Genomic DNA, 19,306 nt, shown 5'->3' on the forward strand with positions numbered 1-19,306 from the left:
GGGCTTTTTTCGTTTCTAGGCTTTCGGTAAAAGAGATCGTAGCGCTCCACCGAGATTTGGGAAGGAAAAAGAATAACCGCTTTTCTCAACTTTAGAACTACTTACCTTATTACTACCTATTGCTGTGGTGGACATTTCACCTAGTGCAAATTTTATGGCAAACTCTGGTACCTTAGGAAGCCACAGCGGTTTATCGAGCTGTGATGCTATAGCCTCGGTCATTTGGGTATTAGTCACTGGCTCCGGACTAACGGCATTATAAATTCCCTGAGCATCTTTATTTTCCAGTGCATACACAAAAATACCCGCTACATCTTTTATGTGAATCCACGACATCCATTGCTTTCCGCTGCCCAAAGGTGAGCCTAGTCCCATCTTTATAGGTTTTGTGATAAGCGGAAAGGCGCCACCATCATTGCTTAGTACAACACCTACTCGAATACGAACCGTGCGGATATTTAGCTTAGAAAAATTTTGAGCTTCCTGTTCCCACTTTTGAGTAACCAATGAAAGGAAGTCGCTACCTGGAGCATCATCTTCATTATATGTTTTGTTAAAATCATTTGGGTAATAACCAACAGCCGAAGCTGAGACAAATACATTTAGCGGAAGCGAAAGCTTTTGCACGGCAGTGTAAAGTAGGCGAGTGGCATCCACACGGCTGCGTAGTATTTCGCTTTTGTACGTTGCAGTCCATCGCTCGGAAATGGGAGCTCCAGCAAGGTTTATAATTGCCTCTACACCATCAAAGGCCTTTTTATCGTACGTTCCTTTATCTACATCCCAGGCGTATTCCTGTATGCCAAGATTATTTTTGCGCGGTGAGCGACTAAAATATACCACACTATGCCCGTGCTCTAAAAGTTGCTTACTAATTTCGGTGCCGATAAGGCCTGTGCCTCCTGTGATGAGTATTTTCATTGGATGTTACGGTTTTGCGTTTCACGCTCAAAGTAAAGACATAGGTAACAAAATGAGCGTGTTTCTGTTTTACACTTGGTAAGTTTTTAATTGAATTATATGCACACCCTTGAACCTCACTATTTATGGCGGCACCTGTATTTGGCAGCTGAAGATGAACGTTCACCATTTTATGGCTACCAAAACAGCGAGGTGTATTTTACGGATAAGATTTATGACCATATCATCCATCCACAGTGGGATAATTTTGGTGCAGAAACTGTTTTTATAAAACAGCTTTACGCGGATTATGAGGAAAGTTATACTATTCTCGAATTTATGGGCGAATGGAACGATGTGCTGCATAATGATATAATGACGCTAAAGCGTGATGTGATAGAACCAATGCTGGAGCAAGGGATAAATAAGTTTATCCTTTTAGGTGAAAACCTGCTAAACTTTCATGCTGATGAAACTGATTATTATGAAGAATGGGCAGATGAGGTAGAGGAGGGTTGGATCGCCTTGGTGAACTTTCGGCAGCATGTATTGGATGAAATCAGTAACTACAATTTAGATCATTATCTGGTTTCTGGCGGAGAGTTGGATGACTTGGAATGGCACCGTTGGAGCCCTAAAAAGTTGTTTCAGAAAGTAAATGGTATAATAAGTAGGAGGCTAGGATAAAAGCTTTTCGATCACCAGTTTGTCCAGCGGAAGCTCGATACCTTGCTCTTTTAATTTTTCCAATGGACACCAATACAAAATTTGATCTTCGTCCTTTAGTAAGGTTTCGGTTCTTTTAGGATTGCCAATTTTTATTTTATCAATCTCTTCGGTTTCCACTAAATAGTAAACACATAATACTTGCTTGGGAGGATTGTGAAAAGCTGACTCTACATAAATTTCGCTGGTGTAAAAGTGTTCTGCTTTAGAAAGTGAAATATCAACTTCTTCTCTAAACTCACGGTGCAGACAATCCATTATTCCTTCGCCAAATTCTAAGCCGCCACCGGGAAACTTGGTGAAAATTTCTCCCAATATATTTTCACGTGAAAGCAATAGCTGATTGTTGTGAATGAGCAATCCATAAATGCGAATGGTAAAAGCGGTGGGAGTCATTTTTTTTATTGCCGATTTTTGATTTACCCTTCGACTTCGCTCCGGGTGGTTTTCGGATTAGTATTTAGAGTTTCAGGCTTTCCTTGCTCTCGCCATTTCTCTTTTCCCGGGTGGGCCGGGTATTTTTTCTACTTCAAAACCAGCTGCTTTCATGGTTCGTCTAACATCTCCTTTTACACAGTAGGTCACTAATGTTCCCCCAGGTTTTAAGGAAGCATACATGTGCTCAAAAACTTCTAGAGTCCAGAGGTCTGGTTGGGCAGAAGGAGCAAAGGCATCAAAATAAATTAAATCATATTCCTCTTTAGCAGAGTAAATTTTTATGTCGGTTTCAAATTTGCGCAAGCTAAAAAAGTCGGTCACCGCGATTTTCTCTTCCCACTTTATTTGATGCAAATCAGTAAGAATTCTTTTAGCTTCTTTAGTGTCAAGTAAACTACCATAATTAAGAAGTAGCATTTCATCCATGCTCAATGGATATTTTTCCAACGCGGTGTAATCTACTTTTAGATTAAGTTTTTTTGCTTCAAAATAGGTAAGTAGTGCATTTAGAGCAGTGCCTAAACCTATTTCTAAAATATGCACAGGTTTATCTGCGCTTTCAAATAAGCGAAAGCCAGCATCTATAAACACATGCATAGACTCTTGCATGGCACCGTGCATAGAATGGTAATGCTGCTCTAGGCCTGGCACGTACAGGGTAGAGGAGCTGTCATTCGTTTGTACAATTTCCCTATTCATCAATTTTGATTTTCATCTTCCTGATTTTTGGAAGGGGCCCCTGGCAATAAATTTGGTGACAGCTCGCGCAGGTCATCACCATTTCATTGTAGGCTATTTTGGCCTGCTTTTTATCCGAAGCCTCGGTAATCTTTTTCATATTAACCAAATATTGCTCGGCATAGACATTAAATGCTGCGGTGTCGCTTATCATACCTTTGCTAGCAATAGCCGTGTGAATGTTGTAGAAGTCTTCTGGAAAAGATTCAGGAATCTCACCATTTTCAATCTGTGTTTTTAGCACAAGGTTGTCTTCATACATCTCTCGCATTAGAAGAGCTAATTCACTCTCCTCATACATCTCTAATTCCTTTGGTTGGCCTTCATTCTCTGCCTTTTTTTCAGCTTCAGTAGTTTGGTTACAACCAACAAAAAAGGATGCCCCAATGAGGCATCCCAAAACTATAATTTTACGCATTGTTATGATTTTGGCTTAATGATAACGCCTGTGGCAACATAGGTGATGCCGATTTCAGGCTCGTTAATAGTTGCAATTTCTTCTTCTGATTTTCCAGCATCATGAGCTAGGTGACGAAGGTGATCTACGTCAATTGTGTCAGTAATTGCATAACCTTCCATAATGGCGGTTTCCCCATCAAGATTGGTAGGAACAAAAAATCCATAATCTTTAAAAGTAACGTGCATTTCTTTATCGTTACCTAGATCCATCTTCATCCAGCAACCTTTTACAGTGCAAGAAGAGTTGATTGTGCCTTCAACTTTTGCAGAAACAGAGTCATTTTCCTGCATTTTTTGTAAAAGTTCTGTTACCATAATAGCTCCTTCATCAGAAATGGTATCTCCATATACTTGATAATCAACTTGTACGATTTCTTCTACATCTTCGGTTTTTACCTCCGCTTGGTTTGTAGTATTATTGCAAGCGCTTAGAAGGGCAACGCTCATGAATAAAAAGGCGACTTTTCTCATTTGTATTTACTAAATTTTAGGAGACCAAATATACAAATCCCTTTATGTAGTCTCTTAAATCATTACTTCGACATGAAAATTACAAGAATAGACAAATCACGCATAGATCAGGCAGACCTGGAAAACCCAGTATTTGGTACACAGTTTAGCGATCATATGCTAGTATGTAAGTATAAAAATGGCAAGTGGGAAGAGCCAGAAATTAAGCCTTATGGCCCAATGAGCTTTACTCCGGCATTGCATACTTTGCACTATGGCCAGGCACTTTTTGAAGGACAAAAGGCTTACTATATGAGTGATGGTACCATTGGTATTTTTCGTCCTGAAATGAACGCTAAGCGTTTAAATCATTCTGCCAAAAGAATGTTTATGCCTGAGTTTCCTGAAGATTTGTTTGTGGATGGCTTGAAGCAGTTGGTGGAAATTGACAGAGCTTGGGTTCCCAAGAAAGAAGGCTACTCCTTATACCTGCGTCCATTTATGTTTGGTAGCTCTGAGTTTGTGGCTGCTCGTCCATCAGAAGAATATATCTTTTGTGTGGTGATGAGCCCTGTAGGGCCTTACTATGCTGGTGAGGTGAAAGTAAAAGTAGAAGAAACGTATACGCGCAGTGCTTCTGGCGGAGTTGGTTCTACAAAATGTGCGGGAAACTACGGGGGAGCATTTTTTGCCACCGACCAAGCTCGTAAAGAAGGATACACACAAGTTATTTGGACAGATCATAAAAATCATGAACTGATTGAAGAGTCAGGTACCATGAATGTAGGTTTTGTGATAGGTGATACTTTTATCACACCTCCACTTAGCGACCGTATATTGGCAGGAATTACTCGCGACAGCATTCTTACTCTATTGAGAGATACAGACATTGTGAAAAATGTGGAGGAGCGCCCGATTAAAGTAGAAGAAGTAATTGCCGCAGCGGAAGCTGGTACCTTGAAAGAAGTTTTTGGAATGGGAACTGCTGCTGTTGTTAGTCAAATTTCTACCATAGGCTTTAGAGGAACAGATTATAAGATTGAGACCCCAAAAGATGGTTATGCAATGAAGATTAAAAAAGCTCTTACTGCCATCCGTATGGGAGATGCTGATGACAAATATAATTGGATGGTGAGGTTGTAGGATAATACTGCTATAACTCATTAAGAAAGCCCTCTTACTCATTGAGGGCTTTTTTGTGTCCTAATAGGAGAAGGTGAATTCGTAGTACTACAAAGTCGTTTAACTAAAACTAATATTTATGAAAAAGCTCTTAACCACTGTACTACTTCTAGGATCTCTGGGAATGTTATCAGGGCAGTACAATTGGACTAGCAACGGTAGATTCTACAAGGTGCCTGATACAACACTATCCGCTACATTTCTGAACTTTCAAAAGGATTTAAACATCGGTGAGACTGTTCAATATCATTGGGACTTTGGAGACGGTACTTCAGTTTCATACTCAGGATATCAAAGAGTGGTGAACCATATATACAGCTCTCAAGGCTGGTATACAGTAAAGTGGACACAAACAATATTAGATATCCGCCAGGATACCCTCAAGAACACAGTCTTTATAGATAGTGTTTCTGTTGGGTTTATAAATAATGTATTTGGATGTGATATAGATATATCTGTTCCAGATACCATTAATTATTTTAGAACAATTCATGTGGAGGATGAAAGTGATACCTGTCAAATGCCATCAAGATTGGCACAAGAACTGTTGTTTATTTACAATGATTACGGTGTGAATATCTCCTATACTTCTCCACGAAACCAGTGGATACCTTACGGTGGATTGGGATACTGGGCTGAGAAGGCAGGACAAAATCGTGTATTGTTGATAAAGCGTTATGTTAATGATAGTACAGGCAAGGTGTTGTCAGAAAATATAGGAAGTAAGGAGTTTTATATTGATCCTGATATAGATGCGTGGTCGAGTATTGCTTCTATTCAAAGTACTACTACAAAGGGAAAAGTGAGTTTTACCCCTTCTTATGGTGCCCCTGGTTTTGATCCAAACATTCACAAGGAACATTTTTTATGGAGTTTTGGATCTGGTACATCTGATACATCCAAATTACCTACACATACTTTTTCCAATTCGGGTAAGTATGTTATAAAGTTGCAATATTCTATTGAAGATACCGCTTCCGGCAAAACAGTAGGATTAGGCTTGAGTTATGATACCGTGGTGATTGCGGCAAGTAATGAGTGCCATGCAGGTTTTGAGTTTGAGCCTCACTGGGCTAATGCCAATAAAATAGAATTCGAAAACACCAGTCAAAATCTGTATTCAGCTGGTACAACAGAAGATTTCTTTGAGTGGGATTTTGGTGATGGGGCAATGTCGACAGACATAGAACCTGACCACACGTACAGTAAAGATGGAACTTATGTAGTAAAGTTAATTCATCGTGTAGGTGATGCACAATACAATACTGTATGTTCGGATACAATAACGAAAATCATTACTATAGGGGATGGATGCCATGCTAGTTATACAATTGATACTGCCAGTAGTGTAAATGGAAATATCAATGTTTTTAATACTTCCAATTATGCAAAAAGTGGATCGACTACAGTTACATATCAATGGGATTTTGGAGACGGCATTACTTCTAACCTTGCCCACCCTACGCACACATATGCTACTAGTGGTCCATACCAAGCGTGCTTAACTATTAATACTGTAGATAGCCTTAATAATACATGTACCGGTTATGCTTGCCATTGGCTTGGTTTGGATAGTATTGGAGGTTTGATTTTCAAGAGCACAGGAGGTTTTACCTTAAATGTGATAGACCCAAATACGGTATCGGTGGAGGAGAACAAAGTACTGGATGTAAACATTTACCCCAACCCAGCCTCTGGTTTTGTAAATGTAGAAGGTTTAAGAGAAGATGCAGAATGGACATTGTTCAACCTTCAAGGAGCAATGGTTTCAAAGGGTGTTTTGACTTCTGGAGATGCGAGGATAAACTTAGAAATGCTGAAATCGGGTTTGTATGTTTTTAATATTCAAACTAAAAACTCTATTAAAAGCATGAAACTGAGCATTAGGTAATTAAAAATAATTGCGACAACTCATTAATGAAGCCCTCAAATTTTTTGAGGGCTTTTTTTGTTTATACCCAACCCTTTTTATTTTAATCTCGTGTGTTAAATTAGTTGAGCTAAAATTCTCAAAAAAAACTAACTAACACCTCACAGAAATGAATAGAATAATACTACTAAGTGTTTTGGTAATTCAAAGTTCTATAATTTGCTTTTCACAATCAACCCCTGATTTTATCAAGCTTCCCGACACAGGCCTTACCGCCACATTTAGATCATGGACCATTAAACACTTTATGAATAGTTTTCCTTCGGGTTATAGTTATCATCAATCGTGGGATTTTGGAGATGGTCAAACAGCCTTTTTTCAATCTCCTGAAACTAAAGTTTTACACAGCTACTCGTCTCCAGGCTGGTATAATGTTAGCCGAAGCTATGCCGTGGTAGATATTCATAATGATACTCTTAAAAGTGGATCGGAAGCTCAAAGTGTTCCTGTAGGATTTATTCATAACACTGGTTGCAATGCAATTCTTGTGGCTCCGGATTCAGTTTTAGGGTATTCGGTGACTCTATCTGACTCAAGCCTTAATGATACATTCGCTGTCCCAGTATATAACTTTAATTTATTGAATGGCGAAAATTTGTCGCATGGTTTTTGGTACTCCTATGGGCCTCCATCTACAACAGGTCCTGGAGGCTTGCACTCTAATAGTACTTATTATAAGAAGTCAGGTTTACAAAAATCTTGCCTGTACCGTCAGTTTCGTGATACTACAGGAGCACTCATTTGTGAGGCTTATGACTGTGCGGAAACGTTTGTTCAACCAGCTAATTTAGCCTGGTCATCTATTACACACGTGATAGATACGGTTGCAAAAGGTAAAGTGAAATTCTCTTCGAGTTACGGAGCTGCTTCTTTTAACTCCTCTATTCATCGTGAGCAGTTCAATTGGAGCTTCGGAGATGGTAACAGGAGCGATATTCCTAATCCAATTCATTATTATTCTGAACCAGGCGTATATACCGTGGAGCTGGCCTATACTATAGTTGAGGATATTTCCAACAGGGTTCTGGGCGTTGGGCTTAGCTATGATACGGTTGTAATTGCAGCTACAAATGATTGTAATGTTGAATTTGGCTATAAGGTTAATATTGCAAATACTTCTGTAGGTTTTAAAAATCATAGTAGTTGTCTCTATCCAAAGGGTGGTTATTTAGAAAAATTTGAATGGAGTTTTGGGGATGGAAATGTTTCTACCGATAAAAACCCGACACACGTTTACACTTCACAGGGGACTTATCAGGTTAGCTTAATACAAATAGTAGAGGATGTACAATATAACGTTGTTTGCACAGATACTCTGGTAAAAACAGTGGCGCTACAACCATCTACTATTTCATGTAACGCACTTTATGAGGTGGATACTCTTACTAGTGGCAATGGCAACCTTAACATAATTAACTTATCAACACCACAAGTATCTAGCACTGGTATGGCTGTTGATTTTGTTTGGGATTTTGGTGATGGGAGCATCTCACGACTTCCATTTCCATCGCATACTTACACCACATCAGGTATTTATGAATTATGTCTTACTATCAGTGTTACGGATTCATTGGCTAATCACTGTACTAGTACTTTTTGTGATAGTGTAGGGATGGATACTGCAGGGAATATTCTTTATAAAAACTCGGCTGTAGGTTTTACCTTGAATGTGGTGGACCCCAATGCGGTGGGGGTAAAAGAGGCAGTCTCCCAATCTGAAATTAGTATATATCCAAACCCTGCTTCCAATTTTGTAAATGTAGAGGGTTTAACCAAAGATGCAGAATGGACATTATACAACCTTCAAGGGGCAATAGTGGCTAAAGGTACTTTGCAATCGGAAGAGTCAAAAGTAAACTTAGATGTACTGGAATCAGGTTTGTATATTTTTAGTATTCAAAGTATGAATTCAGCGAAGAGTATAAAGCTTAGTATAAGATAGTGTGCAATTTCTTCGTTTAATAATAGAGAAAGCCCTCACGCTCATTGAGGGCTTTTTTTGTGTCCTGTATTCAGCATTTTGATCGTAATAAGATTGGGAAGGAGTTAATCAATCCAAAATCTTACACTATGAAAAAATTATACATCACTTCAATTCTATCAGTGTTATTAGCCTTTACGGGAATGGCACAAATTACCTGTAATGCCTCGTTTGTTACAAATCAAGCGCAAGGGAGTAGTACCATGGTGCAGTTTGTAAACAATTCTACAGTCAGTCAGTACAGTCAAGTTCGGTATATATGGAACTTTGGGGATGGGACAATTGATTCTTCAATAACATGGAACACTAATAGAAGTCATAATTACTCTAATGTTGGTACGTTCTACGTAAGTCTCAAAATGGAGGTAAGTGATTCCGTAACTAATGCAATTATATGTACCTCTTATGATTATGATACTATTGTAATCGGATCACTGACCACGGTAACGGCTAGTAGCTCTGCATTACAAACGGCATCCGGATCTACTGTGATAAACTTTCAAGGATCAGGCACCAAAAATTCTTCGGTACCATCCTATAGTACTTACAAATGGAACTTTGGTGATGGAAGTAGTTCTACACTTCAAAACCCGTCTCACACTTATGCAACAAGCGGCAATTTTACAGTAGTTTTTACGCATGAGGTTAGAGACAGTGTAACATCTTCGATAATTGCTCGTGCTACATCGAACAATTGGGTGACACCGGGTAGAAGGGATACATGCAATGTTTCTTTAAACTCAAATGTTTCCCCAAATCAGCTTCAAGTTTATTTTTCTCCAAATAGTCAAGCTTCGAGTTTTCAGGGAAAGTATTACGCTCAAAACTTTACCTGGGATTTTGGGGATGGTAATACATCCACTAGTCAATGGGGGGTGAATCACACATACGCCCAGTCAGGTACATATAATGTTACGCTATATATGCAGGCCATTGACAGTGTTACACAAGCTGTATTTTGTTTAGATACTGCTTTTGGTACGGTTACAGTTACTCATAAAACCCCACCTTCATGTCAAGCTTCATATTACTTGGATACCCTTGCTTCAGGAGGAAACGCCTTGTTTATATATAACAATTCTACACCCGGGGCTAACGACCCAAATTACAATGTGACCTACAACTGGTATTTTGGAGATGGAGATTCTTCAAACTTACCTTATCCAACACATACATATTCAAGTCCGGGCTTGTATAGTGTGTGTCTTAGTGTGCACGTAGTGGATACAAATTATATAGGATGTTACTCTTACTATTGTGATACAATAGGGATAGACAGTCTTGGAAACGTGATTTACAAAAACTCAGGGTTTACTTTAAATGTTCTTGATCCAAGTGCAACGGTAGGACAAAAAGAGTATGAGGTGCTGGATGTAAAAGTATACCCTAATCCTGCTTCTAACTTTGTGAATGTGGAAGGGCTAAAAGAGGGAGCTGAGTGGAGCCTTTATAATATCCAAGGAGCGCAAGTTGCAAATGGATATCTGAAGTCGGGTGATTCAAAAATAGACTTTGGCAATAAGCAATCAGGCTTGTACGTGCTCACATTAAAAAGTAGAAACACTGTAAAGAGTGTTAAGCTTAGCATCAACTAACGATTAGGGAATATATCGTTTTGAGTGGCCGGTCCTGTTTTGGGGTCGGCCATTTTTTTATTCAAAAAAAGCCGCCCCAGTTTCCCGGAGCGGCTCAAATATTAAATCTTAAACTTTAGATTTTTACTTAAAGGGAAAACGCTTTTTTCACCTGGTCAACATAGTCTAATTTCTCCCAGGTAAATAGCTCTACTTCCATATTTACAGCTTCACCATTGCTTCCTGTAAAGGTCTTTTGTACCGTTTTGTTTTCACGGCCCATATGTCCATAAGCTGCAGTTTCGGAGTACATCGGATTTCGCAATTTTAAGCGTTGCTCAATAATTCCTGGGCGCATGTCAAAGATTTCGCTCACCTTTTTAGCAATCTCGCCATCTGTCATATTTACTTTAGAGGTGCCGTATGTATCTACAAAAATACCCATCGGCTCTACTACTCCAATGGCATAAGATACCTGAACCAAAATCTGATCAGCTACACCTGCTGCAATCATGTTTTTAGCAATATGACGAGTAGCGTAAGCCGCAGAGCGGTCTACCTTACTAGGATCTTTTCCTGAAAAAGCACCACCACCGTGAGCTCCTTTGCCACCGTAAGTGTCTACAATAATTTTACGACCAGTAAGACCAGCGTCACCATGAGGGCCACCAATTACAAACTTACCAGTTGGGTTGATGTGATATTTGATATCATTAGTAAATAGCTTTTGAAGCTCTGGCTTCAATTGTGCTATTACACGAGGAATTAAGATTCCAACAATGTCTTTTTTGATTTTGGCCAACATGGTAGGTTCGTCAGCAAAATCATCATGCTGAGTAGAAACTACAATATCAGTAATGCGCTGAGGGATATTATCATCAGAGTACTCAATGGTAACCTGAGATTTTGCATCAGGACGCAGGTAAGTGATGTCGGTGCTTTCTCTACGCATGGCTGCCAATTCCTGAAGCATTTTGTGGCTTAGGTCAAGCGCCAATGGCATGTAGTTTTCAGTTTCGTTGGTAGCATAGCCAAACATCATTCCTTGATCACCGGCTCCTTGCTCTTCAGGTGTTCCGCGGTCTACTCCTTGGTTGATATCTGGTGATTGCTCATGCAGTGCAGAAAGTACACCACAGCTATCTGCTGAAAACATATAAGCACCTTTGGTGTACCCGATTTTACGAATTACATCGCGAGCCACAGTTTGAACGTCAACGTATGCTTTAGACTTTATTTCGCCAGCAAGTACTACTTGGCCAGTAGTTACTAATGTCTCACAAGCTACTTTAGAATCTTTGTCAAAAGCCAAAAAATTATCAATGATGGCATCCGAAATTTGATCGGAAATTTTGTCTGGATGTCCTTCAGAAACAGATTCTGAGGTAAATAAATACGCCATTATAAATCTTTAAATATTAAAATCTCTTGAGGCGCGAAAAGGAGGGGATTATGCTAAAAGCACTGTTTTTAGCATTTTTTTATGTGGTTGCAATCAGCCCAAATCTTTCCACGCGAGCGGCAAATGTATAATAATTATTGAATTGGAAATATTGAAGGAAAGGTGGATCACATATTTTTTTGAGTGGCTACTGTTTGGCTTACAATAATCTAGCAAGTGAGGTAGGATTTATCCTAACATTCTTTAACTATCCTTGGTGGGGACAGCGTAAAGTCTATATATTAGGTACATAAAACTAAAGAGAAAACAATTATGAGTAAGGGATATGATTTGTTTGATGATGTTTGTGGTTTTGTTGGCAAGGCTGCATTGTACACAAAGCATCCAAAGGGATTGGTAGATCAAATAATGGCATGTAATAGTATCTATAAATTTACCTTCCCGCTAAGGAGGGATAATGGAACCTATGAGGTGATTGAAGGTTTTAGAGTTCAACATTCGCATCATAAGTCACCGGTAAAAGGTGGTATACGCTATAGTATACATGTAGAAGAAAGTGAAGTAAAAGGTTTAGCCGCACTCATGAGTTATAAGTGTGCACTTGTTGAAGTTCCGTTTGGCGGGGCCAAAGGAGGCGTGAAAATTGACAGAAGACGTTACAGTGTAAATGAACTGGAACGCATTACCAGAAGGTATACAGCGGAGCTAATTAAGAAAAATTTTATTGGACCAGCCATAGATGTGCCAGCACCCGATTATGGAACAGGAGCTAGAGAAATGGCTTGGATTGCAGATACGTATTCTGCATTTACTCCGGAGTCTATTAATGCTTTGGGTTGTGTTACCGGAAAACCACTATCACAATCAGGAATAGAAGGACGAACAGAAGCCACAGGTAAAGGAGTTTGTCTGGGCTTGAGGGAAGCCTGCGATAGGTTAGAGGATATGAAAAAATTAGGACTGGAACGGGGCCTGGCAGGCAAAAAAGTAATAGTACAAGGTTTGGGTAATGTGGGATTTTATGCAGCCAAATTTTTACAAGAAGAGGGGGCTATCATCATAGGTGTAGCGGAATATAATGGAGGCACCTACAATGAAGAAGGACTGGATATTCATGCCTTGCAAATGCACCGCATTGAAAATGGATCCTTGAAAGATTTTCCTGGAGCTAAAAATATTGAAAATTCCATTTCTATGCTCGAGATGGAATGTGACATTCTTGTACCTGCAGCTCTGGAAAACCAAATTACAGAAGAAAATGCATCACGCATAAAGGCCAAAATAATTGGAGAAGCAGCCAATGGCCCTATAAGCCGCGCAGCGGAAAAAATGCTAGTGGAAGCAGGAAAGTTTATCATTCCGGACATTTATCTGAATGCTGGTGGGGTTACCGTTTCTTACTTTGAGTGGCTAAAAAATTTGAGTCGCGTAAGTTTTGGAAAAATAGACAAGCGCTATGATATGCTGGACAACCTTAGAATAGTGGAAGCAATTGAAAAAGCCAGTGGTGTGGAACTAAGTGATGATGTAAAGCGTACAATTGTAAAAGGTGCCAGCGAAGAGGACTTGGTAATGAGCGGTCTTGAAGATACTATGGTAAATTCTTATGAAGGCTTGAGAAGAACGCAAATTGACTATGATGTACCAGATATGCGCACCGCAGCTTTTGTTAACTCATTAAATAAAATAGCTATCAGCTATATGGACTTGGGAATTTTCCCATAATTGAATTACAGTATTTTTTCAAAAGGCTACCATGATAGGTAGCCTTTTGCTTTTGGGGTATACCCTAAAACTTATGATACCTATCATGCGCTGCTCTTTCCAAATTCTCTCTATGACTTGGATGAGCAATGTCTATAAGTAGCTTGGCACGCTCTTTTAAGTTTTTACCATACAGATTTACAATACCATATTCGGTAGCGATGTAATGTACGTGTGCACGAGTGGTAACTACCCCAGCTCCAGGTTTTAATATAGAGGCTATCTTTGATTCACCACGCGAAGTAATAGAAGGCAATGCTATTATTGGTTTTCCACCTTGTGACAACGAAGAACCTCGTACAAAATCCATTTGACCACCAACCCCAGAATACATCATTGTTCCAATAGAATCAGCACTTACCTGGCCGGTGATATCTACTTCAATAGCACTATTTATGGTTGTCATTTTAGGAAGCTTCCTAATTACCTTGGTGTCATTCACATATTGAATATCAAGCATCCGAACCATCGGGTTATCATCTACAAAATCATAAAGTTTACGACTACCAACAAGAAAGCCCGAAACAAGAGTGCCGGGGTGGATGGTTTTTTGAGAGTTGTTTATAACACCACTTTCCACAAGCGGGATTACTCCGTCCGAAAACATTTCGGTGTGAATACCAAGATTTTTGTGATTACCTAAGCAGCTCAATACAGCATCGGGTATGGAGCCAATACCCATTTGTAAAGTAGCCCCATCCTCGATTATATCAGCAATATGTTCCCCTATTTTTTTCTCTACTTCCGTTAAAGGCGCAGGCGCATGCTCAGGAAGTTCTGTCTCCATCACCACATATTCATCAATATCACCAATGTGAATAAATCCATCGCCATGGGTTCTGGGCATTCTTGGATTAACCTGAGCAATCACTAAACTTGATTTTTCAACTGCAGAACGCGTTGCATCCACTGAAACACCAAGGCTGCAAAAACCTTTGGCATCAGGTGGAGAGACCTGTATCAAAGCCACATCCAAGGGGATGATACCACTTCTAAACATAATAGGAACTTCGCTTAAAAAGCAAGGGATGAAATTTACTCGTCCGGCATTTACTGCTTTTCGACAATTTGCTCCAATAAACAAAGCGTTTACAGTAAAGGTGTCCTGATATTGCTCTTCAGTATACGGAGCAGGTCCTTCTGTATGAAGTTGATAAATGGTGATATCAGATAACTCACCAGCTCTTTGGACCAATGCTTCTACTAAGGGCTTGGGGGCAGCTGCTGCGGTGTGTATAAAAATGTGTTGTCCTGACTTTATTTTGGAAACGGCTTCAAGGGCTGTATTATGTTTCATGATGCTTAATTTAAGGCAAACTTATAGAGCTTTACTAAGGTGAAAAATGAGATTTGACAGCTTTAGAATATTGAAAGGTAATATTATAGATACACGTTGTTTTGTCCAGACCATACCAACCGAAAGAAGCAAAAATTAAAGTTTGGTTTTTAAAAAGCTGTCAGCTACATTTGTCACTGACTTATCCAGAAAGACTGAGGGAATGGGCCCTATGACGTCTTAGCAACCCGGACTGGCCGGGTGCTAATTCCTACTCCAATAAAGATCGCAAGGTCTGGAGATAGATAAAGTGAGTTCGTAAAACAATCCTTTATAAATACATCTGGTAAGTCATAGCTTAAAAGATTAAACTATGACAAAATCACTATTGGCCGATGAGGCCAAAAAACGAATTCTTGTGTTGGATGGTGCTATGGGTACTATGATACAAGGCTATAAACTTACTGAGGCTGATTATCGCGGTGAGCGATTTAAAGATTATCCAAGTGACCTCAAGGGAAACAATGACCTTCTATCCCTTACGCAACCTGATATTATAAAAGCTATCCACGCCAAGTACTTTGAGGCGGGTGCAGATCTTATTGAGACAAATACTTTCAATAGTACGCGCATTTCAATGGCTGATTATGACATGGAGGATTTGGTGCCTGAAATCAACTTAAAGGCTGCTCAAATTGCTCGTGAAGTAGCAGATGAATTTACCGCAAAGGAACCTCACAAACCGCGTTTTGTAATAGGTTCTATGGGGCCAACTAATAAGACGGCAAGCCTTTCTCCGGACGTCAATAATCCTGGCTATAGAGCTATCGATTACGATACATTAGTAAGAGATTACAAAGAACAAGCCCTTGCTTTGATAGAAGGCGGGGTGGATGCTTTGATGGTGGAAACGGTGTTTGACACGCTCAATGCGAAAGCTGCTTTGTACGGCATTATGGAGCTATATGATGAGATTGGAAAAGAATTACCCATCATGGTTTCGGGAACTATAACTGATGCCAGTGGAAGAACTCTTTCGGGACAAACTACTGAGGCTTTTCTTATTAGTATCGAGCATGCGCCTTTGCTTTCTGTTGGTCTCAACTGTGCCTTAGGAGCGGATCAACTGCGACCTTATTTGCAAATACTTTCTAGAGAATCCCCATTTATGGTGAGCGCACACCCCAATGCTGGTTTGCCCAATGCTTTTGGTGAGTATGATGAAACTCCAGAAAAAATGGCGGCTCAGATAAAAGAGTATCTCGACATGGGATTGATCAATATTATTGGTGGGTGCTGTGGTACGGGGCCGGAGCATATAAGTGCGATTGCGAAGTTGGCTGGCGAGTATGAACCAAGGAGTGTTAAGAGCATTCAGTCGACAGTCGATAGTCCACAGGAAATTGATAGATAGGTATGGGATTTAAGTTTGAAAAATTAATAGCATGGCAAAAGGCATTGGGTTTAAGTGCGGATATCCATGAACTTACCTTGAATTTTCCACAGGATGAGAAATACATTTTAACTTCTCAAATCAAGAGGGCCGCAGATTCTATTAATCTAAATATTGCAGAAGGTTCTACAGGACAAACTAATAAGCAGTTTTCTGTATTTCTTGGTTATGCAATTCGTTCAGGAATCGAGGTAATAGCGTGTTTACATACAGCGAAAAAACGAGGTTTGATAGACTTAGAAAACTTTAATAAGAACTACGATAGGACCGAGGAAGTAATCAAAATCACCCAAGGACTAAGAAATTCTCTACGAAACGGTGACCAATCTGTAGACTAATGACTATGGACTGTTAACTAAACAAAACGCAATGAAACTATCAGGATTAGAACCATTAATAACTACCGCTCAATCCAATTTTATAAATATTGGAGAGCGGACAAATGTTACGGGATCGCGCAAATTTTTGCGATTGATCAAAGAAGAAAAATATGATGAAGCACTTGATGTAGCTCGTGATCAAGTAGAGGGCGGGGCTCAGGTGATTGACATTAATATGGATGAGGGTATGCTTGATGGAAAGTATGCTATGACTAAGTTTTTGCACCTTATTGCTGCCGAGCCGGATATTTCGAGGGTACCTGTAATGATTGATTCTTCAAAATGGGAAATCATAGAAGCGGGGCTGAAATGTGTGCAGGGAAAAGCGATTGTAAACTCAATAAGCCTTAAAGGTGGAGAGGCTGAATTTTTAGCACAAGCGAAAAAAGTAAGGCGCTATGGGGCGGCCGTAATTGTAATGGCTTTTGATGAAGACGGTCAGGCTGATACTTATCAGCGTAGAATTGAAATTTGTGAACGTTCATATAAGTTACTTGTAGAAAAAGTAAACTTCCCTAAGGAGGATATAATTTTTGATCCAAACATATTTCCCGTGGCAACGGGTATTGAGGAGCACCGCAGAAATGCGCTTGACTTTTTTGAAGCTACAAAATGGATTAAGGAAAACTTGCCTGGAGCCAAAGTGAGCGGAGGGGTGAGCAATGTATCGTTTAGCTTTCGCGGAAATCAATCGGTGAGAGAGGCCATGCATGCTGCGTTTTTGTATCACGCTGTACAAAACGGCATGGACATGGGGATTGTAAACCCAAGTTTGCTGGAAGTGTATGAAGAAGTGCCCAAAGACCTAATGGAAAGGGTAGAGGATGTGCTGCTTGACAGAAGGGATGACGCCACGGAAAGACTGTTGGACTTTGCTGAAAACTTTGTAGGTGAAACTAAAACCCGTGAAAAGGATTTGGCTTGGCGCGAAGAATCGGTCGGTAAACGGATAGAGCATGCCTTGGTAAAAGGGATTGTGGATTTTATTGAGGTAGATTCGGAAGAGGCACGTAAAAAATTTGCTACACCACTGGAGGTGATAGAAGGCCCACTGATGGATGGAATGAATGTGGTGGGTGATTTGTTTGGCTCTGGTAAAATGTTTTTGCCTCAAGTGGTAAAATCCGCTAGAGTGATGAAAAAAGCTGTGGCTTATTTGCAGCCATATTTAGAAGCTGAAAAAGCCAAGAATAAGGATACAAGTAAAAAAGGGAAAATTCTATTGGCTACCGTAAAAGGTGATGTACATGATATTGGGAAAAATATAGTGGGAGTGGTGCTGGCGTGCAACAACTTTGACATTGTGGATCTTGGTGTAATGGTGCCACTTGAGAAAATTTTGGAGAAAGCCCTTGAAGAAGATGTGGATGCAATTGGCCTGAGTGGATTGATTACCCCATCGCTTGATGAAATGATTTACGTGGCTCAGGAAATGGAGCGTAAGAAGATGACCATGCCGCTGATGATAGGTGGGGCAACAACATCTCGAGCGCACACAGCTGTTAAAATATTCCCGGAATATTCAGGAATCGCGGTTCACGTGAATGACGCCAGCCGCAGTGTTCCCGTGGCGCAAACTTTATCAAATAAAGCTTCCCATTCAGATTTTAAAAAGAAGCTTGCTGAGGAATATACTAAGCTTCGTGACGGATATTTGAGTAGGAGTAGTGCCAAAGAATACTTGTCATTAGAGGATGCTCGGGCAAATAAACTTCAAGTGAATTTCAGCGAGGAAGTTATTAAAAAGCCAAACTTTTTAGGTGTCAAGGTTCTTGAAGATCTGGACCTTGCAGAGATAAGAAAGTTTATGGATTGGACTCCCTTTTTTATCACTTGGGAATTGCATGGAAAGTTTCCAATGATACTGGAGGATGAGGTGGTTGGGGATGCTGCCACCAGTGTATACAATGATGCTCAGGCCATGCTTGATGATATTATTGAAAACAAAAAGCTTTCTGCCAAAGCAGTTTTTGGAATTTGGGAAGCCAATTCTGTGGAAGATGATATTGAATTGAGCATAGGAGGTGAAGACTTGGCAACATTCCGTACACTTCGCCAGCAAACCAAGAAAGCTGCTGCTGCATCTAACATAGCATTGAGCGATTTTGTGGCGCCCAAGGAAACAGGCCTTACAGATTACGTGGGGTGTTTTGCGGTAACCGCTGGTTTAGGGATAGAAAAAATGCTTGAAGAGTATTTAAAAGATCAGGATGATTATAAATCAATAATGGTAAAATCTCTGGCAGACCGATTGGCGGAAGCCACGGCAGAATGGCTTCATTATAAGGTGAGAACAGAATATTGGGGCTATGCATCTGGTGAGCAATTAGAAAATGATGAATTGATAAAAGAAAAATATCAAGGCATTCGTCCGGCACCAGGCTACCCCGCTTGTCCGGATCACTTGGAAAAGAACACCATTTTTGATTTGCTTCAAGCCGATCGAATCGGAATGACATTGACCGACTCTTTGGCCATGTATCCTGCTTCATCTGTATCTGGTTACTATTTCGCACACCCGGATTCCAAATATTTTGGACTTGGAAAAATCACAAAAGACCAAGTTGAAGATTACGCTGAGCGTAAGAATATTTCTTTAGCTGAAGCTGAAAAATGGCTGCGACCAAACCTTAACTATTAACATACACGCTTA

General features: G+C 40.0%; 16 protein-coding genes and 1 riboswitch. Of the genes, 9 read left to right on the plus strand and 7 right to left on the minus strand.

Annotated elements, in window-relative coordinates; translation table 11 throughout:
* Positions 1–15: 15 nt before the first annotated feature.
* Positions 16–921, minus strand: a complete 906-nt coding sequence (locus tag OWEHO_RS15525) for a TIGR01777 family oxidoreductase (protein ID WP_014203441.1) — start codon at positions 919–921, stop codon at positions 16–18.
* 99 nt (positions 922–1,020) lie between these two features.
* On the opposite strand from OWEHO_RS15525, the gene OWEHO_RS15530 reads away from it, so the two are divergent.
* On the plus strand, positions 1,021–1,587 hold the full coding sequence (locus OWEHO_RS15530; RefSeq protein ID WP_014203442.1) for a hypothetical protein: 567 nt from the start codon (positions 1,021–1,023) through the stop codon (positions 1,585–1,587).
* Here the strand turns inward: OWEHO_RS15530 and OWEHO_RS15535 are convergent.
* The 4 genes from OWEHO_RS15535 to OWEHO_RS15550 form a co-directional block, all read right to left on the minus strand.
* Positions 1,579–2,022, minus strand: coding sequence for an NUDIX domain-containing protein (locus tag OWEHO_RS15535; RefSeq protein WP_014203443.1), 444 nt, complete (start codon positions 2,020–2,022; stop codon positions 1,579–1,581). The genes OWEHO_RS15530 and OWEHO_RS15535 overlap by 9 nt on opposite strands.
* 72 nt (positions 2,023–2,094) lie before the next feature.
* Positions 2,095–2,763: a tRNA (5-methylaminomethyl-2-thiouridine)(34)-methyltransferase MnmD gene (gene mnmD / locus OWEHO_RS15540; RefSeq protein WP_014203444.1), complete on the minus strand. Its 669-nt coding sequence runs from the start codon at positions 2,761–2,763 to the stop codon at positions 2,095–2,097.
* Positions 2,756–3,220 carry a cytochrome c gene (locus OWEHO_RS15545; RefSeq protein ID WP_014203445.1) on the minus strand — a complete coding sequence of 155 codons (465 nt, stop codon included), beginning with the start codon at positions 3,218–3,220 and terminating at the stop codon, positions 2,756–2,758. Before OWEHO_RS15545 ends, mnmD begins: the two co-directional genes overlap by 8 nt.
* A gap of 2 nt (positions 3,221–3,222) precedes the next feature.
* A complete protein-coding gene (locus OWEHO_RS15550; protein ID WP_169312802.1) occupies positions 3,223–3,708 on the minus strand; it encodes a DUF4920 domain-containing protein in 486 nt (161 codons plus the stop codon).
* A 96-nt stretch (positions 3,709–3,804) separates the two neighbouring features.
* On the opposite strand from OWEHO_RS15550, the gene OWEHO_RS15555 reads away from it, so the two are divergent.
* The 4 genes from OWEHO_RS15555 (at position 3,805) to OWEHO_RS15570 (ending at position 10,399) form a co-directional block, all read left to right on the plus strand.
* The gene (locus tag OWEHO_RS15555) at positions 3,805–4,854 is read left to right on the plus strand and encodes a branched-chain amino acid aminotransferase (protein ID WP_014203447.1); all 1,050 of its coding nucleotides are present in this window, start codon (positions 3,805–3,807) and stop codon (positions 4,852–4,854) included.
* A gap of 118 nt (positions 4,855–4,972) precedes the next feature.
* Entirely contained in the window at positions 4,973–6,784 is a 1,812-nt protein-coding gene (locus OWEHO_RS15560; RefSeq protein WP_014203448.1) for a PKD domain-containing protein, read from the plus strand.
* A 148-nt stretch (positions 6,785–6,932) separates the two neighbouring features.
* Positions 6,933–8,765, plus strand: a complete 1,833-nt coding sequence (locus tag OWEHO_RS15565; protein WP_014203449.1) for a T9SS type A sorting domain-containing protein — start codon at positions 6,933–6,935, stop codon at positions 8,763–8,765.
* Positions 8,766–8,893: 128 nt separating this feature from the next.
* On the plus strand, positions 8,894–10,399 hold the full coding sequence (locus tag OWEHO_RS15570; RefSeq protein WP_014203450.1) for a PKD domain-containing protein: 1,506 nt from the start codon (positions 8,894–8,896) through the stop codon (positions 10,397–10,399).
* A gap of 127 nt (positions 10,400–10,526) precedes the next feature.
* On the opposite strand, the gene metK is transcribed toward OWEHO_RS15570, so the two are convergent.
* Positions 10,527–11,780 carry a methionine adenosyltransferase gene (gene metK / locus OWEHO_RS15575; protein WP_014203451.1) on the minus strand — a complete coding sequence of 418 codons (1,254 nt, stop codon included), beginning with the start codon at positions 11,778–11,780 and terminating at the stop codon, positions 10,527–10,529.
* Between the two features lie 312 nt (positions 11,781–12,092).
* On the opposite strand from metK, the gene OWEHO_RS15580 reads away from it, so the two are divergent.
* A complete protein-coding gene (locus OWEHO_RS15580; protein ID WP_014203452.1) occupies positions 12,093–13,505 on the plus strand; it encodes a Glu/Leu/Phe/Val family dehydrogenase in 1,413 nt (470 codons plus the stop codon).
* A gap of 64 nt (positions 13,506–13,569) precedes the next feature.
* Here the strand turns inward: OWEHO_RS15580 and OWEHO_RS15585 are convergent, their stop codons facing one another.
* Positions 13,570–14,841 (minus strand): acetyl-CoA hydrolase/transferase family protein, encoded by a 1,272-nt coding sequence (locus OWEHO_RS15585; RefSeq protein ID WP_014203453.1) that lies wholly within the window; start codon positions 14,839–14,841, stop codon positions 13,570–13,572.
* A gap of 178 nt (positions 14,842–15,019) precedes the next feature.
* A riboswitch (SAM riboswitch) is annotated at positions 15,020–15,132 on the plus strand.
* A 61-nt stretch (positions 15,133–15,193) separates the two neighbouring features.
* On the opposite strand from OWEHO_RS15585, the gene OWEHO_RS15590 reads away from it, so the two are divergent.
* The 3 genes from OWEHO_RS15590 to metH are packed head-to-tail and all read left to right on the plus strand — an operon-like array spanning position 15,194 to position 19,294.
* Positions 15,194–16,234: a homocysteine S-methyltransferase family protein gene (locus tag OWEHO_RS15590; RefSeq protein ID WP_014203454.1), complete on the plus strand. Its 1,041-nt coding sequence runs from the start codon at positions 15,194–15,196 to the stop codon at positions 16,232–16,234.
* 2 nt (positions 16,235–16,236) lie between these two features.
* Positions 16,237–16,611 (plus strand): four helix bundle protein, encoded by a 375-nt coding sequence (locus OWEHO_RS15595; RefSeq protein WP_014203455.1) that lies wholly within the window; start codon positions 16,237–16,239, stop codon positions 16,609–16,611.
* Between the two features lie 31 nt (positions 16,612–16,642).
* Positions 16,643–19,294: a methionine synthase gene (gene metH / locus OWEHO_RS15600; protein WP_041627673.1), complete on the plus strand. Its 2,652-nt coding sequence runs from the start codon at positions 16,643–16,645 to the stop codon at positions 19,292–19,294.
* Positions 19,295–19,306: the final 12 nt, after the last annotated feature.

Origin of the sequence: Owenweeksia hongkongensis DSM 17368, assembly GCF_000236705.1 — a bacterium.
Taxonomy (GTDB): domain Bacteria; phylum Bacteroidota; class Bacteroidia; order Flavobacteriales; family Schleiferiaceae; genus Owenweeksia; species Owenweeksia hongkongensis.

Excerpts from the sequence above, each read along its gene's own strand:
- OWEHO_RS15525 (WP_014203441.1), bottom strand. The coding sequence starts at position 921 with ATGAAAATACTCATCACAGGAGGCACAGGCCTTATCGGCACCGAAATT.
- OWEHO_RS15530 (WP_014203442.1), top strand. The coding sequence starts at position 1,021 with ATGCACACCCTTGAACCTCACTATTTATGGCGGCACCTGTATTTGGCA.
- OWEHO_RS15535 (WP_014203443.1), bottom strand. The coding sequence starts at position 2,022 with ATGACTCCCACCGCTTTTACCATTCGCATTTATGGATTGCTCATTCAC.
- mnmD (WP_014203444.1), bottom strand. The coding sequence starts at position 2,763 with ATGAATAGGGAAATTGTACAAACGAATGACAGCTCCTCTACCCTGTAC.
- OWEHO_RS15545 (WP_014203445.1), bottom strand. The coding sequence starts at position 3,220 with ATGCGTAAAATTATAGTTTTGGGATGCCTCATTGGGGCATCCTTTTTT.
- OWEHO_RS15550 (WP_169312802.1), bottom strand. The coding sequence starts at position 3,708 with ATGAGCGTTGCCCTTCTAAGCGCTTGCAATAATACTACAAACCAAGCG.
- OWEHO_RS15555 (WP_014203447.1), top strand. The coding sequence starts at position 3,805 with ATGAAAATTACAAGAATAGACAAATCACGCATAGATCAGGCAGACCTG.
- OWEHO_RS15560 (WP_014203448.1), top strand. The coding sequence starts at position 4,973 with ATGAAAAAGCTCTTAACCACTGTACTACTTCTAGGATCTCTGGGAATG.
- OWEHO_RS15565 (WP_014203449.1), top strand. The coding sequence starts at position 6,933 with ATGAATAGAATAATACTACTAAGTGTTTTGGTAATTCAAAGTTCTATA.
- OWEHO_RS15570 (WP_014203450.1), top strand. The coding sequence starts at position 8,894 with ATGAAAAAATTATACATCACTTCAATTCTATCAGTGTTATTAGCCTTT.
- metK (WP_014203451.1), bottom strand. The coding sequence starts at position 11,780 with ATGGCGTATTTATTTACCTCAGAATCTGTTTCTGAAGGACATCCAGAC.
- OWEHO_RS15580 (WP_014203452.1), top strand. The coding sequence starts at position 12,093 with ATGAGTAAGGGATATGATTTGTTTGATGATGTTTGTGGTTTTGTTGGC.
- OWEHO_RS15585 (WP_014203453.1), bottom strand. The coding sequence starts at position 14,841 with ATGAAACATAATACAGCCCTTGAAGCCGTTTCCAAAATAAAGTCAGGA.
- OWEHO_RS15590 (WP_014203454.1), top strand. The coding sequence starts at position 15,194 with ATGACAAAATCACTATTGGCCGATGAGGCCAAAAAACGAATTCTTGTG.
- OWEHO_RS15595 (WP_014203455.1), top strand. The coding sequence starts at position 16,237 with ATGGGATTTAAGTTTGAAAAATTAATAGCATGGCAAAAGGCATTGGGT.
- metH (WP_041627673.1), top strand. The coding sequence starts at position 16,643 with ATGAAACTATCAGGATTAGAACCATTAATAACTACCGCTCAATCCAAT.